This window comes from Pseudomonas sp. S150, from assembly GCF_004526365.1.
Classification (GTDB): domain Bacteria; phylum Pseudomonadota; class Gammaproteobacteria; order Pseudomonadales; family Pseudomonadaceae; genus Aquipseudomonas; species Aquipseudomonas putida_A.
Genome location: NZ_CP038207.1, coordinates 6103771 through 6122153, shown reverse-complemented (window position 1 = coordinate 6122153; position 18383 = coordinate 6103771). Strand labels below are relative to the sequence as shown.

Below are 18383 nucleotides of genomic sequence, written 5' to 3'. Positions count from 1 at the left end.
CCCCCGAGGTGTGATGCTGTTATGAAGTTAGAACGGCTTGACCACGACCAGAATTACGATAGCCAGCAATATCAGAACCGGCACTTCATTGAACCAGCGATAAAAGACATGGCTGCGGGTGTTCTCGCCACGGGCGAAGCGTTTTACCTGCGCGCCGCACATGTGGTGGTAGCCGATCAGCAGCACCACCAGGGTCAGCTTGGCGTGAATCCAGCCGCCCATGCTGAAGATGCCCGGATTGAGGTAGATGAGCCAGCCGCCGAAAATCAGCGTGGCGATCATCGCCGGGCCCATGATGCCGCGATACAGCTTGCGCTCCATGAGGCTGAAGCGTTCCTTGCTGATCGCGTCTTCACTTTGCGCGTGATAAACGAACAGCCGCGGCAGGTAGAACAGCCCGGCAAACCAGCACACGACGCTGACGATGTGAAACGCTTTGATCCATAGATAGAGCATTTTTGGTTATTCCCAGGTTCACGGTAGCCGGGATAGTAGAGGCTTGAGCGTCCGCACGTCACCTTGATGGTTGTCGCAGGGGCGCGCGGCCCCTATTATCGACGGCTTTCCAGTGGGTTCGTTGAGGGCAGGTTTATGGTCAAGGTCGGTATCGTCGGCGGCACGGGTTACACCGGTGTCGAACTGCTGCGTCTGTTGGCACAGCATCCGCAGGCAGAAGTGGTGGTAATCACTTCCCGATCCGAGGCCGGTCTGGCCGTGGCTGACATGTACCCGAACCTGCGCGGCCACTACGACGGTCTGGCGTTCAGCGTGCCGGACATCAAAACCCTGGGTGCGTGCGACGTTGTGTTTTTCGCCACGCCGCACGGCGTTGCCCATGCGTTGGCCGGTGAACTGCTGGCGGCGGGCACCAAGGTTATCGACCTGTCCGCGGACTTCCGTCTGCAGGACGCTGAAGAATGGGCCAAATGGTACGGACAGCCACACGGTGCGCCGGCGTTGCTGGACGAGGCGGTCTACGGCCTGCCGGAAGTCAATCGCGAGCAGATCAAGAAGGCTCGTCTGATCGCCGTTCCCGGCTGCTATCCAACCGCTACGCAGTTGGGTTTCCTGCCGCTGCTTGAAGCGGGTCTGGCTGATACTTCGCGTCTGATCGCCGACTGCAAATCCGGCGTCAGCGGTGCCGGTCGCGGTGCTTCTATAGGCTCGCTGTATTCCGAGACGTCGGAAAGCATGAAGGCTTATGCGGTGAAAGGTCACCGTCATCTGCCGGAAATTCGCCAGGGTCTGCGTCGCGCTGCCGGTAAGGATGTCGGTCTGACCTTCGTCCCGCACCTGACCCCGATGATTCGTGGCATTCATTCCACGCTCTACGCGACCGTGGTTGATCGTTCGGTGGATCTGCAGGCACTGTTCGAAAAGCGTTATGCCAACGAGCCGTTCGTCGACGTGATGCCGGCCGGCAGCCACCCGGAAACTCGCAGCGTGCGTGGCGCCAACGTCTGCCGCATTGCTGTGCATCGTCCGCAGGATGGTGATCTGGTGGTGGTGCTGTCGGTGATCGACAACCTGGTCAAAGGCGCGTCGGGTCAGGCGGTGCAGAACATGAACATCCTGTTCGGCCTGGATGAGCGCTTCGGTCTGTCCCACGCCGGTATGCTGCCGTAACACGTTCGGCAACACAGCAAAAAGGCCCGTCAAACGGGCCTTTTTGCATTCTGGGCAGTTGGTCGGGTTTATTGATATACCGTAACAATAGTTGACCGATTTTCTAGGACAAGCGGATAATGCGCGTCATCACGCATTATGGCGGCGTAACGCCGGGAGATAGTCAGCATGAGCGTCGAATCCTTCACCCCCACGGCTTTGCAATTCACCCAAGGTGCTGCGCACAAGGTGAAGAGCCTGGTCGATGAAGAGGGGAATGATCGCTTGAAGCTGCGCGTATTCGTTACGGGCGGCGGTTGTTCGGGGTTTCAGTACGGCTTCACCTTCGATGAAGATGTGGCCGAGGACGACACCATCGTCGAGCGCGAAGGCGTGAGTCTGGTGGTCGATCCGATGAGTTTCCAGTACTTGGCGGGTGCCGAAGTGGACTATCAGGAAGGTCTGGAAGGTTCGCGCTTCGTGATCAAGAACCCGAACGCCACCACGACCTGTGGTTGCGGCTCTTCGTTCTCGATCTGATCGCACCTCGCTGCGCACAACAAAACGCCGCAGAGCCTTACGGTTCTGCGGCGTTTTTTGTTGCTGGCGTTTTATTCAGTTGGGATAGATGGCGCCGAGTACCCGCAGGCCTTTGGCGCCGGTGACGCTCGGGCGATTGGCGGCAATGCCTTCGAGGCAGCAATGGGCCAGCCAGGCGAAGGCCATTGCCTCGACCCAGTCCGGATCGACGCCGTGAGTGGCGGTGCTGGCGACGGTGGCGTTAGGCAGCAGGTCGGCAAGACGTTTCATCAGCGTAGCGTTGTGAGCGCCGCCGCCGCAGACCAACATTTCCCGCGTATCGGATTGAGCGCTTTGCAGCGACTCGACGATGGTCTGCGCCGTCAGTTCGAGCAGCGTTGCCTGAACGTTTTCAGCAGCGAAGCTCGGCAAACTTGAGAGGTGGTGCTCCAGCCACGGCAGGTTGAACACTTCCCGGCCAGTGCTCTTCGGGCCTTTGGTCACGAAGAACGGGTCGCCGAGCAGAGCTTTCAGCAAGACTGGCTCGACCGTGCCGGTGGCTGCCCACTGGCCGTTGCGATCATAGTTCTCGCCGCGTTGCTGATGAATCCAGGCATCCATCAGCACATTCCCAGGGCCGCAGTCGAAACCGGCTACAGGCCTGGTCGGTTCTATCAGACTGAGATTGCTGAAACCGCCGACATTCAGGACTGCGCGGTTGCCGTTACGCTCTTCGAACAAAGCCTCATGGAAGGCTGGTACCAGCGGCGCACCCTGACCGCCAGCAGCCACGTCGCGGCTGCGGAAGTCGCTAACCACGGTGATGCCGGTCAGCTCGGTCAGTAGTGCGGGATTGCCGATCTGCACTGTGAAGCCACGAGCGGGCTCATGGCGAATGGTCTGGCCATGGCTGCCGATTGCACGAATGGCTTCAGGCTTCAGTTGCTGCTGATCGAGGAGGGTATGGATGCCCTGGGCCGCTAGTTTTACCCAGTGCTGCTGGGCGATCGCCGAGCGGGCAATCTCGTCAGGGCCGCTGGCGCACAAGCCAAGCAGCTCGGCGCGCAGGGTTTCAGGCATGGGGATGTAATGCGTGGCGATCAGTTTGATCGCCGAGGTCTGCTCGATCAGGGCGATGTCCAGCCCATCGAGACTGGTGCCGGACATCACGCCGAAATAAAGAGCCATGGCTTAGCGCTTGCTCGAAGCCAGCATGGTGGCCTTCTCTTGATCCATGCGCGCCATCAGCGGCTGGCTCTGCGCAAGGAAACGTGCGCGCTCGGACTTGGCGATCGGATCTGCCATCGGCAGCTTCTGGCCCAGCGGGTCGACGTGAACGCCGTTGACCTGGAACTCATAGTGCAAGTGCGGTCCAGTGGACAGGCCGGTGGTACCAATGTAACCGATCACTTGGCCCTGCTTGACGCTGCCGCCGGTTTTCACGCCTTTGGCGAAGCCTTGCATGTGGCCATACAGCGTGCGGTAGGTGTTGCCGTGCTGGATGATCACCGTGTTGCCGTAGCCACCGCGGCGACCAGCCAGCAGCACTTTACCGTCACCGGCAGCCTTGATTGGCGTACCGCGTGGCGCTGCGTAATCGACGCCTTTGTGGGCGCGGATCTTGTTGAGGATCGGGTGTTTGCGGCCCATGGAGAATTTCGAACTGATGCGGGCGAAGTCCACCGGGGTACGGATGAACGCCTTACGCATGCTGTTGCCATCAGCGGTGTAATAGCTGCTGTTGCCTTGTTTGTTGGTGTAACGCACGGCGGTGTAGGTCTTGCCGCGGTTGGTGAAGCGTGCAGACAGAATCGGGCCGGTGCCCACTGCCTTGCCGTTGACCACTTTCTGCTCGTAGATCACGTCGAATTCGTCACCTTGACGGATGTCCTGAGCGAAGTCGACGTCGTAGCCGAAGACGCTGGCCATATCCATCGTCAGGCTGTGGGACAGGCCTGCGCGGGCAGCGGATTGTGACAGGGAGCTATTGATCACGCCGTGCACGTAAGCCGTGCGAACGGTCGGCTTGGCTGTTACGCGGTTGAATGCGTAGCCCTTGTCATTCTTGGTCAGGGTAATGGTTTCGACATCGCTGACCTTGCTGTGCAGGCTGGTCAGTTGGCCTTGCGGGTTCAGTTCGAACTCCAGCTTCTGGCCGTGCTTGAGCTGGCTGAACTGTTTGGCTTGTTTGTCGCTGGCCAGCACTTCGTGCACAGCAGCGGCTGGCAGACCGACTTTCTCGAACAATGTAGAGAGCGTATCGCCTTTGGATACGACGACTTCGCGGTGCCCCGGGGCTTTTGGTTTCTCTGCAGCCGGAGTTGGGGCAGGTGCGGCTTCAGCGGTTTTCGGGGTTTCTTCGGTGCTGTTTTCGATCTGGGCGAAAGGTGAGGCTGCTGGCTCATTTGTGGCTTGAATCGCGTCAGCAGCGTCTTGATCTTGTGTCAGTTGTTCAGCAGGACTTTCCAGTTCCAGGCTCAGGGTCGTCTTTTTGGCTTCAACATCACTGGAAGGAAATACCAGGAGCGCCAGACTGAGAAGGGCGGCGATTCCACTTGCGGCAAGCAGGTGGGTCTTCGGGTAAAGCGGTGGCGCTTTAGACGGTTCAGTGGTCATAAGTAATTTTGACTTTGAAAAAAGATGAATTGGAAAAGATGAATGACATGATGAAGATGAAATAACTGTATAAAATATAACCAAATCATCCCCGAAGCAAGTCTACAGACACCCTGTCTGCAGATTGGTGTCCGTGCGCCGGGCAAAACTTGTAATTGGTGCACGATCTTGTATGGTTGGTTCCCTTTGAATCTGAGCCTTGCGGGTCTGTTATGAAGTCGGTTGAAGAGCAGCTAGCGCTGATTAAACGTGGTGCGGAAGAACTATTGGTCGAGTCCGAGCTGATCGAGAAGCTCAAGCGCGGCCAGCCGCTGCGTATCAAGGCTGGTTTCGATCCAACCGCCCCGGATCTGCACTTGGGTCACACCGTGCTTATTAATAAGCTGCGCCAGTTCCAGGAATTGGGGCATCAGGTGATCTTCCTGATTGGTGACTTCACCGGGATGATCGGTGATCCAAGCGGCAAGAGCGCTACGCGTCCTCCTTTGACTCGCGAGCAGGTTTTGGAAAACGCCGAGACCTACAAGTCTCAGGTGTTCAAGATTCTGGATCCGGCGAAAACCGAAGTTGCGTTCAACTCCACCTGGATGGATCAGATGGGGCCGGCGGACTTTATTCGTCTGACTTCGCAATACACTGTCGCGCGTATGCTTGAGCGTGATGACTTCGATAAGCGTTACACCACCAATCAGCCGATCGCTATTCATGAGTTCCTCTATCCGCTGGTTCAGGGTTATGACTCGGTTGCTCTGCGCGCGGATGTCGAACTGGGCGGTACCGATCAGAAGTTCAACCTGCTGATGGGGCGTGAGCTGCAGCGTGGGTATGGCCAGGAAGCTCAGTGCATTCTGACCATGCCGTTGCTGGAAGGTCTGGATGGCGTGAAGAAGATGTCCAAGTCGTTGGGCAATTACGTTGGTATCCAGGAAGCGCCAGGTGTGATGTACGGCAAGCTGGTTTCGATTCCAGATGCGCTGATGTGGCGTTACTTTGAGCTGCTCAGCTTCCGTTCGATGGATGAGATCAATGCCTTTCGTGCAGATGTCGAGGCGGGGGCTAACCCGCGCGACATCAAGATCAAGTTGGCGGAAGAGATTGTCGCGCGCTTCCATGGTGAGGAGGCTGCGGCCAATGCTCATCGCGCTGCCGGTAACCGTATGAAGGATGGCGAACTGCCGGATGATCTGCCGGAGATCGAACTGGCCTCTGCTGAAGATATGCCGATTGCGGCCGTCCTGAATAAGGCAGGCCTGGTGAAGAACTCGGCAGCGGCGCGTGATCTGTTGGCTTCTGGTGGTGTGCGTGTGGATGGTGAGGTGGTTGATCGCTCCTTTATATATGTGCTGGGCGCGACCCACGTTTGCCAGGCGGGCAAGAAGGCATTTGCACGTATCACACTGAAAGCTGAATAAAGTTTGAAATAAGGGTTGACGGCGAATTTTAGAAGTCTATAATTCGCCCCACTTCCGGCGCAGTCGAAACGGAAAACTCCTTGAGATTCAATGAGTTACGCAGTTTTCGGCAGCGGCTTGCTTCAGTTCATCGAAGCCTGGAAGGAGTTGAAAGAGCGGTGATGTTTGGCTCTTTTGACGGTTCGATCTTCTCGGTCGAAAGCGGAGAAAAAGAGGTGTTGACAGCGGCGTGTAACGCTGTAGAATTCGCCCCCCGCTAACGAGAGATCGGAAGCGCAAGTGGTTGAAGTTGTTGAAGAAATCTTCGAAAACTTCTGAAAATAATCACTTGACAGCAAATGAGGCTGCTGTAGAATGCGCGCCTCGGTTGAGACGAAAGATCTTAACCAATCGCTCTTTAACAACTGAATCAAGCAATTCGTGGGGTGCTTGTGGAGTCAGACTGATAGTCAACAAGATTATCAGCATCACAAGTTACTCCGCGAGAAATCAAAGATGTAACCAACGATTGCTGAGCCAAGTTTAGGGTTTCTTAAAAACCCAAAGATGTTTGAACTGAAGAGTTTGATCATGGCTCAGATTGAACGCTGGCGGCAGGCCTAACACATGCAAGTCGAGCGGATGAAAGGAGCTTGCTCCTGGATTCAGCGGCGGACGGGTGAGTAATGCCTAGGAATCTGCCTGGTAGTGGGGGACAACGTTTCGAAAGGAACGCTAATACCGCATACGTCCTACGGGAGAAAGCAGGGGACCTTCGGGCCTTGCGCTATCAGATGAGCCTAGGTCGGATTAGCTAGTTGGTGAGGTAATGGCTCACCAAGGCGACGATCCGTAACTGGTCTGAGAGGATGATCACACTGGAACTGAGACACGGTCCAGACTCCTACGGGAGGCAGCAGTGGGGAATATTGGACAATGGGCGAAAGCCTGATCCAGCCATGCCGCGTGTGTGAAGAAGGTCTTCGGATTGTAAAGCACTTTAAGTTGGGAGGAAGGGTTGTAGATTAATACTCTGCAATTTTGACGTTACCGACAGAATAAGCACCGGCTAACTCTGTGCCAGCAGCCGCGGTAATACAGAGGGTGCAAGCGTTAATCGGAATTACTGGGCGTAAAGCGCGCGTAGGTGGTTTGTTAAGTTGGATGTGAAATCCCCGGGCTCAACCTGGGAACTGCATCCAAAACTGGCAAGCTAGAGTATGGTAGAGGGTGGTGGAATTTCCTGTGTAGCGGTGAAATGCGTAGATATAGGAAGGAACACCAGTGGCGAAGGCGACCACCTGGACTGATACTGACACTGAGGTGCGAAAGCGTGGGGAGCAAACAGGATTAGATACCCTGGTAGTCCACGCCGTAAACGATGTCAACTAGCCGTTGGGAGCCTTGAGCTCTTAGTGGCGCAGCTAACGCATTAAGTTGACCGCCTGGGGAGTACGGCCGCAAGGTTAAAACTCAAATGAATTGACGGGGGCCCGCACAAGCGGTGGAGCATGTGGTTTAATTCGAAGCAACGCGAAGAACCTTACCAGGCCTTGACATCCAATGAACTTTCCAGAGATGGATTGGTGCCTTCGGGAACATTGAGACAGGTGCTGCATGGCTGTCGTCAGCTCGTGTCGTGAGATGTTGGGTTAAGTCCCGTAACGAGCGCAACCCTTGTCCTTAGTTACCAGCACGTTATGGTGGGCACTCTAAGGAGACTGCCGGTGACAAACCGGAGGAAGGTGGGGATGACGTCAAGTCATCATGGCCCTTACGGCCTGGGCTACACACGTGCTACAATGGTCGGTACAGAGGGTTGCCAAGCCGCGAGGTGGAGCTAATCCCACAAAACCGATCGTAGTCCGGATCGCAGTCTGCAACTCGACTGCGTGAAGTCGGAATCGCTAGTAATCGCGAATCAGAATGTCGCGGTGAATACGTTCCCGGGCCTTGTACACACCGCCCGTCACACCATGGGAGTGGGTTGCACCAGAAGTAGCTAGTCTAACCTTCGGGAGGACGGTTACCACGGTGTGATTCATGACTGGGGTGAAGTCGTAACAAGGTAGCCGTAGGGGAACCTGCGGCTGGATCACCTCCTTAATCGACGACATCAGTGCTCCATAAGTTCCCACACGAATTGCTTGATTCATTGAAGAAGACGATAGAAGCAGCTTAAGCTCCAAGCTGATAGCTCTTAGCTAATCAGTTACGCGCTCGAAATTGGGTCTGTAGCTCAGTTGGTTAGAGCGCACCCCTGATAAGGGTGAGGTCGGCAGTTCGAATCTGCCCAGACCCACCAATTTTGTATGGGGCCATAGCTCAGCTGGGAGAGCGCCTGCCTTGCACGCAGGAGGTCAGCGGTTCGATCCCGCTTGGCTCCACCATTAACTGCTTCTGCTTGTTAGAGTTTAGAAATGAATATTCGTGAATGAATATTGATTTCTAGTCTTTGATTAGATCGTTCTTTAAAAATTTGGGTATGTGATAGAAAGATAGACTGAACGTTACTTTCACTGGTAACGGATCAGGCTAAGGTAAAATTTGTGAGTGACTCTTAAGAGTTTTGCGAATTTTCGGCGAATGTCGTCTTCACAGTATAACCAGATTGCTTGGGGTTATATGGTCAAGTGAAGAAGCGCATACGGTGGATGCCTTGGCAGTCAGAGGCGATGAAAGACGTGGTAGCCTGCGAAAAGCTTCGGGGAGTCGGCAAACAGACTTTGATCCGGAGATGTCTGAATGGGGGAACCCAGCCATCATAAGATGGTTATCTTGTACTGAATACATAGGTGCAAGAGGCGAACCAGGGGAACTGAAACATCTAAGTACCCTGAGGAAAAGAAATCAACCGAGATTCCCTTAGTAGTGGCGAGCGAACGGGGACTAGCCCTTAAGTGGCTTTGAGATTAGCGGAACGCTCTGGAAAGTGCGGCCATAGTGGGTGATAGCCCTGTACGCGAAAGTCTCTTAGTCATGAAATCGAGTAGGACGGAGCACGAGAAACTTTGTCTGAATATGGGGGGACCATCCTCCAAGGCTAAATACTACTGACTGACCGATAGTGAACTAGTACCGTGAGGGAAAGGCGAAAAGAACCCCGGAGAGGGGAGTGAAATAGATCCTGAAACCGTATGCGTACAAGCAGTGGGAGCCCACTTTGTTGGGTGACTGCGTACCTTTTGTATAATGGGTCAGCGACTTTTTTCAGTCGAGCTTAAAACCGAATAGGGGAGGCGTAGCGAAAGCGAGTCTTAATAGGGCGTCTAGTCGCTGGGAAGACCCGAAACCGGGCGATCTATCCATGGGCAGGTTGAAGGTTAGGTAACACTGACTGGAGGACCGAACCGACTACCGTTGAAAAGTTAGCGGATGACCTGTGGATCGGAGTGAAAGGCTAATCAAGCTCGGAGATAGCTGGTTCTCCTCGAAAGCTATTTAGGTAGCGCCTCATGTATCACTGTAGGGGGTAGAGCACTGTTTCGGCTAGGGGGTCATCCCGACTTACCAAACCGATGCAAACTCCGAATACCTACAAGTGCCGAGCATGGGAGACACACGGCGGGTGCTAACGTCCGTCGTGAAAAGGGAAACAACCCAGACCGTCAGCTAAGGTCCCAAAGTTATGGTTAAGTGGGAAACGATGTGGGAAGGCTTAGACAGCTAGGAGGTTGGCTTAGAAGCAGCCACCCTTTAAAGAAAGCGTAATAGCTCACTAGTCGAGTCGGCCTGCGCGGAAGATGTAACGGGGCTCAAACCATACACCGAAGCTACGGGTATCACGCAAGTGATGCGGTAGAGGAGCGTTCTGTAAGCCTGTGAAGGTGAGTTGAGAAGCTTGCTGGAGGTATCAGAAGTGCGAATGCTGACATGAGTAACGACAATGGGTGAAAAACACCCACGCCGAAAGACCAAGGTTTCCTGCGCAACGTTAATCGACGCAGGGTTAGTCGGTCCCTAAGGCGAGGCTGAAAAGCGTAGTCGATGGAAAACAGGTTAATATTCCTGTACTTCTGGTTATTGCGATGGAGGGACGGAGAAGGCTAGGCCAGCTTGGCGTTGGTTGTCCAAGTTTAAGGTGGTAGGCTGAGATCTTAGGTAAATCCGGGATCTTAAGGCCGAGAGCTGATGACGAGTTACCTTTTAGGTGACGAAGTGGTTGATGCCATGCTTCCAAGAAAAGCTTCTAAGCTTCAGATAACCAGGAACCGTACCCAAACCGACACAGGTGGTTGGGTAGAGAATACCAAGGCGCTTGAGAGAACTCGGGTGAAGGAACTAGGCAAAATGGCACCGTAACTTCGGGAGAAGGTGCGCCGGTGAGGGTGAAGGACTTGCTCCGTAAGCTCATGCCGGTCGAAGATACCAGGCCGCTGCGACTGTTTATTAAAAACACAGCACTCTGCAAACACGAAAGTGGACGTATAGGGTGTGACGCCTGCCCGGTGCCGGAAGGTTTATGGGGTTAGCTAACGCGAAGCTCTTGATCGAAGCCCCGGTAAACGGCGGCCGTAACTATAACGGTCCTAAGGTAGCGAAATTCCTTGTCGGGTAAGTTCCGACCTGCACGAATGGCGTAACGATGGCGGCGCTGTCTCCACCCGAGACTCAGTGAAATTGAAATCGCTGTGAAGATGCAGTGTATCCGCGGCTAGACGGAAAGACCCCGTGAACCTTTACTATAGCTTTGCACTGGACTTTGAATTTGCTTGTGTAGGATAGGTGGGAGGCTTTGAAGCGTGGACGCCAGTTCGCGTGGAGCCATCCTTGAAATACCACCCTGGCAACTTTGAGGTTCTAACTCAGGTCCGTTATCCGGATCGAGGACAGTGTATGGTGGGTAGTTTGACTGGGGCGGTCTCCTCCTAAAGAGTAACGGAGGAGTACGAAGGTGCGCTCAGACCGGTCGGAAATCGGTCGTAGAGTATAAAGGCAAAAGCGCGCTTGACTGCGAGACAGACACGTCGAGCAGGTACGAAAGTAGGTCTTAGTGATCCGGTGGTTCTGTATGGAAGGGCCATCGCTCAACGGATAAAAGGTACTCCGGGGATAACAGGCTGATACCGCCCAAGAGTTCATATCGACGGCGGTGTTTGGCACCTCGATGTCGGCTCATCACATCCTGGGGCTGAAGCCGGTCCCAAGGGTATGGCTGTTCGCCATTTAAAGTGGTACGCGAGCTGGGTTTAGAACGTCGTGAGACAGTTCGGTCCCTATCTGCCGTGGACGTTTGAGATTTGAGAGGGGCTGCTCCTAGTACGAGAGGACCGGAGTGGACGAACCTCTGGTGTTCCGGTTGTCACGCCAGTGGCATTGCCGGGTAGCTATGTTCGGGAAAGATAACCGCTGAAAGCATCTAAGCGGGAAACTTGCCTCAAGATGAGATCTCACTGGAACCTTGAGTTCCCTGAAGGGCCGTCGAAGACTACGACGTTGATAGGTTGGGTGTGTAAGCGCTGTGAGGCGTTGAGCTAACCAATACTAATTGCCCGTGAGGCTTGACCATATAACACCCAAGCAATCTGAATGCTCGAAAGAGACCAGATTGCGGTGTGTGAAGACGCAATGAACCGAAAGTTCGCGATGCTCACAAAACACCTGTATCACATACCCGATTTGCTGAAGCGAGGCCAGCCGGTCACGAGTCAGTACCCGAATTTCTTGACGACCATAGAGCGTTGGAACCACCTGATCCCATCCCGAACTCAGAAGTGAAACGATGCATCGCCGATGGTAGTGTGGGGTTTCCCCATGTGAGAGTAGGTCATCGTCAAGATTAAATTCCGAAACCCCAATTGCGAAAGCAGTTGGGGTTTTGTTTTGCCCGCAGGAAAGTGGTGCGCTTGATTTCTATGCAATCGCCCGGCTCATGGCTATTATTCGGACCTCATTGTGAGGCGAGACCTGCATGCTGACGTTGTTGAATCTATTAAAGGATGGTCGATTCCATTCCGGCGAGGCTCTGGGGGTTACCCTGGGAATCAGTCGAAGTGCGGTGTGGAAGCAGCTTCAGCATCTTGAGGCTGAGCTCGGGTTGTCCATAAACAAAGTCCGGGGCAGAGGCTATCAACTGGCTGCACCCTTGACGCTCCTCGACCCCCTGAAGATTAGTGCCTTAGCAGCGGTTTGGCCGATTACAGTCTTTGATTCCATCGATTCCACTAACGCAGAGGCGCTTCGCGCGATCAATCAGGGTCGAGCGGCGCCGTTTCTGGTATTGGCCGAACGACAGATTTCCGGTCGCGGTCGCCGAGGCCGCAAATGGGTAAGCCCTTTTGCTGAAAATCTCTACTACAGCCTGGTCCTGCGCATTGAAGGTGGCATGCGCCAGCTTGAGGGCTTGAGTCTGGTGGTCGGTTTGGCTGTTATGCATGCCCTGCGAAAGCTGGGGGTGGCGGGCGCAGGATTGAAGTGGCCCAACGATGTGCTGGTCGGGAACAAGAAAGTCGCCGGTATTCTTCTTGAGCTAGTAGGGGATCCGGCAGATGTTTGCCATGTGGTGCTGGGTATAGGCATTAATGTGAACATGCAGGTTGCTGAGGAAGTTGACCAGCAATGGACGTCAATTCGACTCGAGACGGGTCAAACCTGCGATCGCAACGTCTTGGTGGCTGAGCTGAGCGACCAACTGCGCGGTTATATCCAGCGTCATCAGGTCCATGGTTTCTCTGCGTTCCAGGAGGAATGGGAAAAGGATCACATGTGGCAAGGTCGCCCGGTTTCTTTGGTTGCGGGCGTTAGTCATATAGAAGGCGTAGTGCTTGGTATTGATAGCCAGGGTGCGCTGCGCTTGAAGGTGGACGGCGTGGAAAAAGTATTTAGTGGTGGTGAGCTCAGTCTGAGGTTGCGTGATGATTCTTGAGCTCGACTGTGGGAATAGCTTTATCAAGTGGCGCGTATTGAATACGGCTGCTGGCGGTCTTTTCGCGGAAGGTGTTGTCGACTCGGACCAAGCTCTGGTGGATAGCTTGTGCGCATTTGAGAACCTGTCGTTGCGCAAATGTCGGTTGGTCAGCGTAAGAACCAGCGAAGAAACTGCTGCGCTCACCCGAATTCTCGAGCAGACGTTCTGCATCTCGGTAGTGTGCGCCAAGTCGGCCAGTGAAATGTCTGGTGTCAGGAATGGCTATGACGACTATGAACGCTTGGGACTGGATCGCTGGTTGGCGATGCTCGGTGGCTTTCATCTGGCTGCCGGCGCCTGTCTGATTCTGGATTTTGGCACTGCTGTGACGGCCGACTTTATTAATGCCGAAGGTGAGCACCTTGGGGGATTCATTTGCCCAGGAATGCCCTTGATGCGTAACCAGTTACGTACGCATACCCGGAAAATCCGTTATGGGGACTTGGCTGCCGAAAAAGCGTTGACGAGCCATGCTCCGGGGCGCAGTACCGTCGAGGCGGTGGAGCGAGGGTGCTCTTTAATGTTGAGAGGTTTCGTTCTGACCCAGATGGAAATGGCTCGATCCTATTGGGGGGAGCGCTTTGCTGTCTTTATTACCGGTGGCGATGCTGGATTGGTGGCGGACGTCGTGCCTGATGCTCGGATCGTCCCTGACCTGGTATTTGTAGGGTTGGCGATGGCGTGTCCTTTAACTTGAGGTTTGTATGCGTTGGTTGTTCCTGCTGCTCGTTGTTCTCAATGTGTTCTATTACGTCTGGCATCAGCAGGAGGCGCCCTTGCGTGCAAAAGATGTCACTCCTCTCAGCATGTACCGCGGGTCCCAGCAAGATATTCGCTTATTGAGTGAGGCGACTGGTGACTCTGCGGGAGGGCAAGGCGCACGCCGTGCCGGACAGGAGTGTCTGTTTTTGGGTGGTTTGACTCAAGAAAGCAGCCTTTCCGCGCTACAGATGCGTCTAGCGGGCATGAGTGTGAAGGTTCAGGCATCGCAAAAGGATCTTCCCGAGCCTGGATATTGGTTGCGCATTGCGCCCGAAAGCCAGCGTTTATTGGGGGATGTGCAGTTGCAGAACCTTTCTAAGGAATTCAATGAGTTAAAACATAAAATAATGCTGTGTGAGGGGGTTGCACCGCTGGAATAGTTTGCATAGAATGGCGCCCGCTCCACAGCGAACACCTAAACAGGTTGTCAAAGTGGAGCGGTGTCAACGCAGCTAACCTCAGGTTTTTAATGAGAAAATGCTTGACAGAAGGTCGGCATAGTATAGAATGCCGGCTCGCTTAGGAGGGGTTCCCGAGCGGCCAAAGGGATCAGACTGTAAATCTGACGTCTACGACTTCGAAGGTTCGAATCCTTCCCCCTCCACCATTTTTAGCGTGAGCTGCAAGCTCCGCGGGTATAGTTTAGTGGTAGAACCTCAGCCTTCCAAGCTGATGATGCGGGTTCGATTCCCGCTACCCGCTCCAAGTTTGCAGGTTCTGCAAAGTGTTACGCTCTTGTAGCTCAGTTGGTAGAGCACACCCTTGGTAAGGGTGAGGTCAGCGGTTCAAATCCGCTCAAGAGCTCCATATAACAAGGCAGATATGAAAATATCTGCCTTTGTTTTAATGGTAGATATCGTTCGTCTAATTCTTCTGTTGAGGGTGTTATCGATGGCTAAGGAAAAATTTGATCGTTCCCTGCCCCACGTCAACGTAGGGACCATTGGTCACGTTGACCACGGTAAAACCACTCTGACCGCTGCTCTGACTCGCGTCTGCTCCGAAGTTTTCGGTTCGGCCGTGGTTGAATTCGACAAGATCGACAGCGCTCCAGAAGAAAAAGCTCGCGGTATCACCATCAACACCGCACACGTTGAGTACAACTCGCTGATCCGTCACTACGCTCACGTTGACTGCCCAGGTCACGCTGACTATGTGAAGAACATGATCACCGGTGCTGCTCAAATGGACGGCGCTATCCTGGTTTGCTCGGCCGCTGATGGTCCGATGCCACAAACCCGTGAGCACATCCTGCTGTCCCGTCAGGTAGGCGTTCCGTACATCGTGGTTTTCCTGAACAAGGCTGACCTGGTAGACGACGCTGAGCTGCTGGAGCTGGTTGAGATGGAAGTTCGCGACCTGCTGTCCACCTACGACTTCCCGGGCGATGACACTCCAATCATCATCGGTTCGGCTCGTATGGCGCTGGAAGGCAAAGACGACAACGAGATGGGCACCACTGCCGTCAAGAAACTGGTTGAAACTCTGGACAGCTACATCCCAGAACCAGTTCGTATGATCGACAAGCCATTCCTGATGCCAATCGAAGACGTATTCTCGATCTCGGGTCGCGGTACTGTTGTGACTGGTCGTATCGAGCGCGGTATCGTTCGCGTTCAAGATGCACTGGAAATCGTTGGTCTGCGTGACACCACCACCACCACCTGCACCGGTGTTGAGATGTTCCGCAAGCTGCTCGACGAAGGTCGTGCTGGCGAGAACTGCGGCGTTCTGCTGCGTGGTGCCAAGCGTGACGACGTTGAGCGTGGTCAGGTTCTGGTTAAGCCGGGTTCGGTTAAGCCGCACACCAAGTTCACCGCAGAAGTTTACGTTCTGAGCAAGGAAGAAGGCGGTCGTCACACTCCGTTCTTCAAAGGCTACCGTCCACAGTTCTACTTCCGTACTACTGACGTGACTGGTAACTGCGAACTGCCAGAAGGCGTTGAAATGGTAATGCCAGGTGACAACATTCAGATGACTGTTACCCTGATCAAAACCATCGCGATGGAAGATGGTCTGCGTTTCGCTATCCGTGAAGGCGGTCGTACCGTCGGCGCTGGCGTCGTAGCTAAAATCATCGAATAAGCGGTTGTAATGTATTTTTCGGGCCGGCATAATGGTCGGCCTGATTTTGTTTTAGGTCAGTAGCTCAATTGGCAGAGCGACGGTCTCCAAAACCGTAGGTTGGGGGTTCGATTCCCTCCTGACCTGCCAGATTCACTCGGTGTGTCTGGCTTTCTTTTCACAGGATCTTCATAGATGACTCCTAAGGCTGAAGCTCAAGGCTCTCGCTTCGATCTGCTCAAGTGGCTTGTGGTAGCTGCTTTGGTGGTTGTGGGTGTAGTTGGCAATCAGTATTACGCTGCTTCACCGATCCTGTACCGTGTACTCGCTTTGCTCGTAATTGCTGCTGTAGCTGCCTTTGTAGGCCTGCAGACTGCAAAGGGCAAGTCGTTCTTTGTACTGGTTAAGGAAGCGCGCACCGAGATTCGTAAAGTCGTATGGCCAACTCGCCAGGAAACCACGCAGACAACGTTGATCGTTGTTGCTGTGGTTATCGTTATGGCGTTGCTGTTGTGGGGTGTTGATTCCCTGCTCGGTTGGCTTGTTTCCTTGATTGTCGGCTAAGGGTGTCCCGTGGCTAAGCGTTGGTACGTTGTGCATGCTTACTCGGGTTACGAGAAGCATGTCATGCGCTCGCTGATTGAGCGCGTTAAGCTGGCTGGCATGGAAGATGGCTTCGGCGAAATTCTGGTTCCCACTGAAGAAGTGGTTGAAATGCGTAATGGCCAGAAGCGCAAAAGCGAACGCAAGTTCTTCCCAGGCTATGTGCTGGTACAGATGGATATGAATGAGGGTACTTGGCACTTGGTCAAGGATACTCCTCGGGTGATGGGCTTCATTGGCGGTACCGCCGACAAGCCTGCTCCAATCACCGACAAAGAGGCGGAAGCCATTCTGCGTCGCGTGGCTGATGGTAGCGATAAGCCGAAACCGAAGACTCTGTTTGAGCCGGGTGAGGTAGTTCGTGTTACTGACGGTCCATTCGCTGACTTTAACGGCACCGTCGAAGAAGTTAACTACGAAAAGAGCCGTGTCCAGGTGGCAGTGCTTATTTTCGGTCGCTCTACTCCGGTAGAGTTGGAGTTCAGTCAGGTCGAAAAGGTCTAGCTGAACAAGCATCCCAACCCCGCAGCCCTAGGCTGTGGGGTTTTGTCGTCACTGGGATAAACGCGCAAGTAACCGGGGAGCCTTTCGAGGCGTTCGAACCCGTAATTGGAGTGCCTCATGGCCAAGAAGATTACCGCTTACATCAAGCTGCAAGTGAAGGCCGCTCAGGCTAACCCAAGCCCACCTGTTGGTCCTGCTCTGGGTCAGCACGGCGTGAACATCATGGAATTCTGCAAGGCTTTCAACGCCCGTACTCAGGGTCTTGAAGCAGGTCTGCCGACTCCAGTGATCATCACTGTCTACAGCGACCGTAGCTTCACTTTCGAAACCAAATCCACCCCTGCTTCGGTTCTGCTGAAGAAGGCGGCCGGTCTGACCAGCGGTTCCGCTCGTCCGAACACCGTTAAGGTTGGCACTGTTACCCGTGCTCAGCTGGAAGAAATCGCGAAAACCAAAAACGCGGATCTGACTGCAGCTGATATGGATGCAGCCGTGCGTACTATCGCCGGTTCTGCTCGTAGCATGGGCCTTAACGTGGAGGGTGTGTAATGGCTAAGCTGACCAAGCGTCAAAAGGCTATCGCCGGCAAAATCGAAGCAGGCAAGGCCTACAACATTGTAGACGCTGCTGCTCTGCTGGCTGAGCTGTCGACTGTCAAGTTCAGCGAGTCGTTCGACGTTGCTGTAAACCTGGGTGTAGACCCGCGTAAATCCGACCAGGTTGTTCGTAGCGCTACTGTGCTGCCACACGGCACTGGCAAGACCGTTCGCGTTGCTGTGTTCACCCAGGGTCCAGCTGCTGAGGCCGCTCTGGCTGCCGGCGCTGACCGTGTAGGTATGGACGACCTGGCTGCCGAAATGAAAGGCGGCGACCTGAACTACGACGTAGTGATCGCATCCCCGGATGCCATGCGCGTTGTAGGTCAACTGGGTCAGATCCTCGGTCCACGTGGCCTGATGCCTAACCCGAAAGTCGGCACCGTAACTCCAGACGTAGCTACCGCGGTTAAAAACGCCAAGGCTGGTCAGGTTCGTTATCGCACCGACAAAAACGGCATCATCCACACCTCCGTTGGCAAGATCGGTTTCGATGCCGTCAAGCTGAAGGAAAACGTTGAGGCCCTGATCGCTGACCTGAAGCGTATCAAACCAGCTTCCTCGAAAGGTATTTACGTCAAGCGCGTTACCCTGAGCACCACTATGGGCCCAGGTCTGGTTATCGACCAGAGCTCGCTGGACGCGTAAGACAAAGGTTGGTGCGATTATTCGCGCCAATTGAAAGATTGGGGTCCCTGCCTGGCGGGGGCTATCCAAGACCGTAGGCGGCGCAAGCCTTAAACCACAAGCCTACGCAGATGGTGCTCCCGGTTCCTTACCGAATCAGACACCAAAACGACATTCGGTTTCGACCGA

The 18383-nt window shown here is 54.4% G+C and carries 14 protein-coding genes, 6 tRNA genes and 3 rRNA genes; 20 read left to right on the top strand and 3 right to left on the bottom strand.

The features are described 5' to 3' along the window. Nucleotides 1-27: 27 nt before the first annotated feature. A complete protein-coding gene (hemJ, locus tag E3Z29_RS28535) occupies nucleotides 28-456 on the bottom strand; it encodes a protoporphyrinogen oxidase HemJ (RefSeq protein WP_027610742.1) in 429 nt (142 codons plus the stop codon). 135 nt (nucleotides 457-591) lie between these two features. Here hemJ and argC point away from each other — a divergent pair, with 135 nt between their 5' ends. After that, nucleotides 592-1626, top strand: a complete 1035-nt coding sequence (gene argC, locus E3Z29_RS28530) for an N-acetyl-gamma-glutamyl-phosphate reductase (protein WP_134787458.1) — start codon at nucleotides 592-594, stop codon at nucleotides 1624-1626. 168 nt (nucleotides 1627-1794) lie between these two features. Beyond that, on the top strand, nucleotides 1795-2145 hold the full coding sequence (gene erpA / locus E3Z29_RS28525; RefSeq protein WP_003228776.1) for an iron-sulfur cluster insertion protein ErpA: 351 nt from the start codon (nucleotides 1795-1797) through the stop codon (nucleotides 2143-2145). A 75-nt stretch (nucleotides 2146-2220) separates the two neighbouring features. Here the strand turns inward: erpA and E3Z29_RS28520 are convergent, their stop codons facing one another. Beyond that, complete coding sequence (locus E3Z29_RS28520) at nucleotides 2221-3312, bottom strand: anhydro-N-acetylmuramic acid kinase (protein ID WP_134787457.1); 1092 nt, start codon at nucleotides 3310-3312, stop codon at nucleotides 2221-2223. Between the two features lie 3 nt (nucleotides 3313-3315). Beyond that, nucleotides 3316-4740 (bottom strand): peptidoglycan DD-metalloendopeptidase family protein, encoded by a 1425-nt coding sequence (locus E3Z29_RS28515; RefSeq protein ID WP_134787456.1) that lies wholly within the window; start codon nucleotides 4738-4740, stop codon nucleotides 3316-3318. 212 nt (nucleotides 4741-4952) lie between these two features. Between E3Z29_RS28515 and tyrS the strand changes: the two genes are divergently transcribed. From tyrS to rplA, 18 genes are all read left to right on the top strand, one after another. Next, nucleotides 4953-6152, top strand: coding sequence for a tyrosine--tRNA ligase (gene tyrS, locus E3Z29_RS28505; protein ID WP_027610745.1), 1200 nt, complete (start codon nucleotides 4953-4955; stop codon nucleotides 6150-6152). A gap of 552 nt (nucleotides 6153-6704) precedes the next feature. Further along, a 16S ribosomal RNA gene (locus E3Z29_RS28495) occupies nucleotides 6705-8237 on the top strand. Nucleotides 8238-8359: 122 nt separating this feature from the next. Continuing rightward, nucleotides 8360-8436 (top strand) — tRNA-Ile (locus tag E3Z29_RS28490). Between the two features lie 9 nt (nucleotides 8437-8445). After that, nucleotides 8446-8521, top strand: a tRNA-Ala gene (locus E3Z29_RS28485). 237 nt (nucleotides 8522-8758) lie between these two features. Beyond that, nucleotides 8759-11640: ribosomal RNA gene (locus E3Z29_RS28480) — 23S ribosomal RNA — on the top strand. Between the two features lie 154 nt (nucleotides 11641-11794). Beyond that, a 5S ribosomal RNA gene (rrf, locus tag E3Z29_RS28475) occupies nucleotides 11795-11910 on the top strand. Together the 16S, 23S and 5S rRNA genes with 2 tRNA genes alongside form the textbook arrangement of a ribosomal RNA operon. 132 nt (nucleotides 11911-12042) lie before the next feature. Continuing rightward, on the top strand, nucleotides 12043-12996 hold the full coding sequence (gene birA / locus E3Z29_RS28470) for a bifunctional biotin--[acetyl-CoA-carboxylase] ligase/biotin operon repressor BirA (RefSeq protein WP_134787455.1): 954 nt from the start codon (nucleotides 12043-12045) through the stop codon (nucleotides 12994-12996). Beyond that, the gene (locus E3Z29_RS28465) at nucleotides 12986-13735 is read left to right on the top strand and encodes a pantothenate kinase (RefSeq protein WP_098965871.1); all 750 of its coding nucleotides are present in this window, start codon (nucleotides 12986-12988) and stop codon (nucleotides 13733-13735) included. The genes birA and E3Z29_RS28465 overlap by 11 nt, the downstream gene beginning before the upstream one ends. Before the next feature lie 7 nt (nucleotides 13736-13742). Then, nucleotides 13743-14180, top strand: coding sequence for a hypothetical protein (locus E3Z29_RS28460; RefSeq protein WP_134787454.1), 438 nt, complete (start codon nucleotides 13743-13745; stop codon nucleotides 14178-14180). A gap of 142 nt (nucleotides 14181-14322) precedes the next feature. Continuing rightward, nucleotides 14323-14407 (top strand) — tRNA-Tyr (locus tag E3Z29_RS28455). A gap of 24 nt (nucleotides 14408-14431) precedes the next feature. Further along, nucleotides 14432-14505, top strand: a tRNA-Gly gene (locus E3Z29_RS28450). Between the two features lie 26 nt (nucleotides 14506-14531). Further along, nucleotides 14532-14607 (top strand) — tRNA-Thr (locus E3Z29_RS28445). An 84-nt stretch (nucleotides 14608-14691) separates the two neighbouring features. Continuing rightward, nucleotides 14692-15885 carry an elongation factor Tu gene (gene tuf, locus E3Z29_RS28440; RefSeq protein WP_134787453.1) on the top strand — a complete coding sequence of 398 codons (1194 nt, stop codon included), beginning with the start codon at nucleotides 14692-14694 and terminating at the stop codon, nucleotides 15883-15885. Between the two features lie 53 nt (nucleotides 15886-15938). Further along, a tRNA-Trp gene (locus E3Z29_RS28435) sits at nucleotides 15939-16014 on the top strand. Nucleotides 16015-16059: 45 nt separating this feature from the next. Beyond that, complete coding sequence (gene secE / locus E3Z29_RS28430) at nucleotides 16060-16428, top strand: preprotein translocase subunit SecE (RefSeq protein ID WP_041074957.1); 369 nt, start codon at nucleotides 16060-16062, stop codon at nucleotides 16426-16428. A 9-nt stretch (nucleotides 16429-16437) separates the two neighbouring features. After that, the gene (gene nusG, locus E3Z29_RS28425) at nucleotides 16438-16971 is read left to right on the top strand and encodes a transcription termination/antitermination protein NusG (RefSeq protein ID WP_025113545.1); all 534 of its coding nucleotides are present in this window, start codon (nucleotides 16438-16440) and stop codon (nucleotides 16969-16971) included. Nucleotides 16972-17088: 117 nt separating this feature from the next. Then, complete coding sequence (gene rplK / locus E3Z29_RS28420; protein WP_003228756.1) at nucleotides 17089-17520, top strand: 50S ribosomal protein L11; 432 nt, start codon at nucleotides 17089-17091, stop codon at nucleotides 17518-17520. Beyond that, a complete protein-coding gene (rplA, locus tag E3Z29_RS28415; RefSeq protein WP_003228754.1) occupies nucleotides 17520-18215 on the top strand; it encodes a 50S ribosomal protein L1 in 696 nt (231 codons plus the stop codon). Before rplK ends, rplA begins: the two co-directional genes overlap by 1 nt. Nucleotides 18216-18383: the final 168 nt, after the last annotated feature.

Excerpts from the sequence above, each read along its gene's own strand:
- E3Z29_RS28465 (WP_098965871.1), top strand. The coding sequence starts at position 12,986 with ATGATTCTTGAGCTCGACTGTGGGAATAGCTTTATCAAGTGGCGCGTA.
- hemJ (WP_027610742.1), bottom strand. The coding sequence starts at position 456 with ATGCTCTATCTATGGATCAAAGCGTTTCACATCGTCAGCGTCGTGTGC.
- E3Z29_RS28515 (WP_134787456.1), bottom strand. The coding sequence starts at position 4,740 with ATGACCACTGAACCGTCTAAAGCGCCACCGCTTTACCCGAAGACCCAC.
- argC (WP_134787458.1), top strand. The coding sequence starts at position 592 with ATGGTCAAGGTCGGTATCGTCGGCGGCACGGGTTACACCGGTGTCGAA.
- tyrS (WP_027610745.1), top strand. The coding sequence starts at position 4,953 with ATGAAGTCGGTTGAAGAGCAGCTAGCGCTGATTAAACGTGGTGCGGAA.
- tuf (WP_134787453.1), top strand. The coding sequence starts at position 14,692 with ATGGCTAAGGAAAAATTTGATCGTTCCCTGCCCCACGTCAACGTAGGG.
- secE (WP_041074957.1), top strand. The coding sequence starts at position 16,060 with ATGACTCCTAAGGCTGAAGCTCAAGGCTCTCGCTTCGATCTGCTCAAG.
- E3Z29_RS28520 (WP_134787457.1), bottom strand. The coding sequence starts at position 3,312 with ATGGCTCTTTATTTCGGCGTGATGTCCGGCACCAGTCTCGATGGGCTG.
- erpA (WP_003228776.1), top strand. The coding sequence starts at position 1,795 with ATGAGCGTCGAATCCTTCACCCCCACGGCTTTGCAATTCACCCAAGGT.
- birA (WP_134787455.1), top strand. The coding sequence starts at position 12,043 with ATGCTGACGTTGTTGAATCTATTAAAGGATGGTCGATTCCATTCCGGC.
- rplK (WP_003228756.1), top strand. The coding sequence starts at position 17,089 with ATGGCCAAGAAGATTACCGCTTACATCAAGCTGCAAGTGAAGGCCGCT.
- rplA (WP_003228754.1), top strand. The coding sequence starts at position 17,520 with ATGGCTAAGCTGACCAAGCGTCAAAAGGCTATCGCCGGCAAAATCGAA.
- E3Z29_RS28460 (WP_134787454.1), top strand. The coding sequence starts at position 13,743 with ATGCGTTGGTTGTTCCTGCTGCTCGTTGTTCTCAATGTGTTCTATTAC.